Here is a 758-nt window from a genome sequence, read left to right as displayed (position 1 = left end):
CAGATAATTGAAGGGAAATTCATTAAATATGAGCATCCCCCAAAGGTTGAATTAAGTATATTCTTGCTCAATGTCTCTGAAGATATTGCCGAACGCATTTACTCCAAACATAAAGTTAATCCCACCCAGCAGGAGCGCAAATCGGGATTTTGGTACTGTGTATGGAAATATAATTTACCGTGTGCCATCGCAGAGGGAGCCAAAAAAGCGGCCAGCCTGTTGAGTCAGGGTCACGCTACCATTGGGCTACCTGGAATTTCAGCAGGATATCGCTCTCCAAAAGACGAGTTTGGCAAAAAAATCGGTAAGTCCTATCTTCATGAAGAGTTAGCCGTTTTCGCCACACAAGGGAGAGTTTTCAAGTTCTGCTTTGACTACGAAACCAAGCCCGAAACTAAGCTCCATATCGAACGAGATATTTCCGTAACTGGAAGATTGTTACAAGAAGCTGGAGCAAGAGTAAAAGTCATCAACTTGCCAGGCCCAGACAAAGGTGTTGATGATTTCATCTTCGCAAATGGGCCACTCCCTTACGAGAAATTGAGTCATCTTGCTCCAACCTTTCGGGGCTGGCAACAGCAGAATCAGCATTCAAAGGCTGCGGCTTTTGCATCTTTGCGTAAGCCAATACCAGAACAACGTTCTATACAACTTGAGGGAACAGGCAACAGGGAACGGGCAACAGGGAATGACAAATTGGATCTCTTACCAACACACAGGGAAGAGGAAATAGAAAAAACTGTTGCCTGTTCCCCATT

General features: G+C 44.6%; 1 protein-coding gene. It reads left to right on the top strand.

Going from position 1 to position 758, the window contains the following annotated elements:
* Positions 1–63: 63 nt before the first annotated feature.
* A partial coding sequence (locus GNF10_RS37215) for a DUF3854 domain-containing protein (RefSeq protein WP_260446392.1) occupies positions 64–758 on the top strand: 695 nt, incomplete at its 3' end.

Origin of the sequence: Nostoc sp. UCD121 (assembly GCF_014222285.1) — a bacterium.
Classification (GTDB): Bacteria; Cyanobacteriota; Cyanobacteriia; order Cyanobacteriales; family Nostocaceae; genus Nostoc.
This window is presented reverse-complemented; position numbering and strand designations above follow the sequence as displayed.